Source organism: uncultured Caballeronia sp. (genome assembly GCF_964243625.1).
Lineage (GTDB): Bacteria > Pseudomonadota > Gammaproteobacteria > Burkholderiales > Burkholderiaceae > Caballeronia.
The window spans coordinates 1-2,432 of the sequence record NZ_CAXTGZ010000785.1; the positions used below are offsets into that span (position 1 = coordinate 1).

Genomic DNA, 2,432 nt, shown 5'->3' on the forward strand with positions numbered 1-2,432 from the left:
CGACGAATATCTCGGTAATGCCGCGCGCGACAAGGCGGGTAACAAGCGCTGGAACCGTCGTGTGGAAAAGGTCATCGGCATCCTGAGTTCGCTCGTGAACTACGACCGCCTCTGGATCGGCGGCGGCAACGCGGCCAATCTCAAGTTCGATTTGCCGGATAACGTGAAAGTGGTGTCGAACGAAGCGGGCATCGAAGGCGGCGCGCGTCTCTGGCATCCGCGTTCGGTACGCGAAACGCGGCAATTGCCGCCGGGGACATTCGAATGATGCCCAAGGGTTTGAAGCTGACCAAACGCTCACAGGACGACTCCGATCGCGCGCTGGAGGCGTTATCGAAGGTCGAACTTGTGATCACCGATTGCGACGGCACGCTGCTCTACACCGATAAAACCCTCGGCGAGCCCGCAAAGGAAGCCGTGCGCAACCTGAGCGCCGCGGGCGTGCGCTTTACGGTTGCGAGCAGCCGGCCGGGCAAGGGCATGCGCACGATCGTGGATACGCTCGGTATCAAGACGCCGTTTGCCGCGTTCAACGGCGGCAAACTTGTGGACCCCGCCGGCTGGAAAACCATGAATGCGCATTGGCTCGCGCGTGACGCCGCCGAAACCACGCTGGAAAGCCTGGCGCGCGACGGGATCGATGCGTGGGTGTTTATCGACGACCAGTGGTACATCACGAATCCCGCCGGCGAGTACGTGCCGCTCGAGCGCCGGACCGTGGGATACGACGCGGTGGTGGTGAAGCGGTTCGAGGACATCGACCTGGGTTCGGTCGAGAAGATCGTGGCGTCGACCAGTAACGCGGCCTTGCTCGAACGCAAGGAGGCCGAGTTCGCAGGTACGCTGAAGGGTCGTGCCACTGCCATGCGCTCACAAAGCTATTACCTGGACATCACACATCCGCTTGCGAACAAGGGTGAAGGCATCCGCGAACTGGCGCAGCTTGCCGGAGTGGCGCTGGAAAACGTGGCGGTGCTGGGCGATATGCAGAACGACGTCGCCATGTTCGATGTTGCAGGCGTGTCGATTGTGATGGGGCAGGCGTCGGCGCAGGTACAGGCAAGTGCTACCTTCGTATCGTCGACAAACGACGAAGACGGCTTTGCAGCGGGCGTGAACGGATTGCTCGCGGCCCGGAAAGGGGGAAAAGTTTTTTGACAGACGGGAGAGCGACATCGGCGCCATGCGATGCTGACTGACAGCATCCAGCGGCGGCGCCGACGAAGCCTGGCTCTCGGCGTTGCTGCGTTGTTACCTGTTGCCCACGGCGCGCATTGACGCGTGCCCTATACGGACATCCGGTCTTAACGGCGACGCATTTGCGGACGCGGTCCACCGCCGCCGGTAGCGCGCTCGTCCTTGTGCCGGAAGTTGATCCGGCCTTTCGTCAGGTCATACACCGACAATTCCAGCGTCACGCGGTCACCAGCAAGAATCCGGATGTGATTCTTGCGCATGCGGCCCGATGCATACGCGCCCACGACCACGCCGTTATCCAGCGTCACGCGGTAGCGGCTATCGGGAAGCACTTCGTCAACAATGCCGTCCAGCTCGAGTAACTCTTCTTTCGCCATATAAAGCTCCTTAATTCGTCGTTCGATGCGATTGTATGCGAGACCAGCATGCAACCGCGATGCCTTTTATCGGATATCAATCACCGATAGTCACAGATCTGCAACAGACTGCCCGTCGATCTGACCGTCGATCAGCTTTTCCGCATGCAACAAGCAGGCCCGCCGCGCCTGTCCGCCATTTTCAAAACTTCCGTCCTGCTCGATACGGAACACGCGGCTTTCGCCCGTGGCTTCCTCACCAGCCGGCGGCGCGCGGCAGATACGCACCGATGCTTCGTAACCGGTATCCGCTGCACGAACCGCTGCGCCTTGACGTGCTCCGCGCGGGTAGATCAGCGGGTGAATTTCGTAACCCTTGTACGTCTTAAGCGGCTTGACCAGTTCTTTCATGTTTCGTGAATTCCTGTATTGCGCCCGCCCGGGCATCGAAATAGTGCATTCGATGCGTCACAACCCCGCCGACGGCCAGTCCGGGCGCCTCGGCGCTCGCGGTCGATCAGCGGTTTCGAGCAAAAAATAGCGCACGGCGCACTCGGGGTGCAGCCGTTCGCCGGGCTGTAGGTGTCGAAGAACGCCGGGGTAAAGCGCGCAATACCATGAGTCATACACGATATAACGCATGGACTAAGCCATCCGCCGACGTCGCTGCTGTTTAAACTTTGAAGACGACTCTGAAGACGAGTGCCTGGCCGCGTTCGATGCGAAGCCTGCACTGCCGGGGCGATGACACTCAACCAGAACTTGCGCTGAAATGCCGGGTGGATCGCTGCTGCCGTGGCGAACACGCTGCGCCAAGGCGCACTGTGTAATATTAGACAGCAAATCAGAAAAAAGTTCCGCTGTCGCCGGAGGCCCCGC

Annotated in this window: 3 protein-coding genes and 1 pseudogene; 2 read left to right on the plus strand and 2 right to left on the minus strand. The window is 60.4% G+C overall.

Annotated features, from left to right (window positions below):
• A pseudogene (locus ACFFAR_RS30860) lies at window positions 1–268 on the plus strand (ROK family protein); the annotation flags it as partial.
• Window positions 265–1,158, plus strand: coding sequence for a Cof-type HAD-IIB family hydrolase (locus tag ACFFAR_RS30865; RefSeq protein ID WP_174364356.1), 894 nt, complete (start codon window positions 265–267; stop codon window positions 1,156–1,158). The pseudogene ACFFAR_RS30860 and the gene ACFFAR_RS30865, both read left to right, overlap by 4 nt.
• 146 nt (window positions 1,159–1,304) lie before the next feature.
• Here the strand turns inward: ACFFAR_RS30865 and infA are convergent, their stop codons facing one another.
• Together infA and ACFFAR_RS30875 are read right to left on the minus strand one after the other, a co-directional pair.
• Window positions 1,305–1,574 carry a translation initiation factor IF-1 gene (gene infA / locus ACFFAR_RS30870; protein WP_050382773.1) on the minus strand — a complete coding sequence of 90 codons (270 nt, stop codon included), beginning with the start codon at window positions 1,572–1,574 and terminating at the stop codon, window positions 1,305–1,307.
• A 90-nt stretch (window positions 1,575–1,664) separates the two neighbouring features.
• Window positions 1,665–1,955 carry a hypothetical protein gene (locus tag ACFFAR_RS30875; RefSeq protein ID WP_172812043.1) on the minus strand — a complete coding sequence of 97 codons (291 nt, stop codon included), beginning with the start codon at window positions 1,953–1,955 and terminating at the stop codon, window positions 1,665–1,667.
• Window positions 1,956–2,432: the final 477 nt, after the last annotated feature.

Excerpts from the sequence above, each read along its gene's own strand:
- ACFFAR_RS30865 (WP_174364356.1), top strand. The coding sequence starts at position 265 with ATGATGCCCAAGGGTTTGAAGCTGACCAAACGCTCACAGGACGACTCC.
- infA (WP_050382773.1), bottom strand. The coding sequence starts at position 1,574 with ATGGCGAAAGAAGAGTTACTCGAGCTGGACGGCATTGTTGACGAAGTG.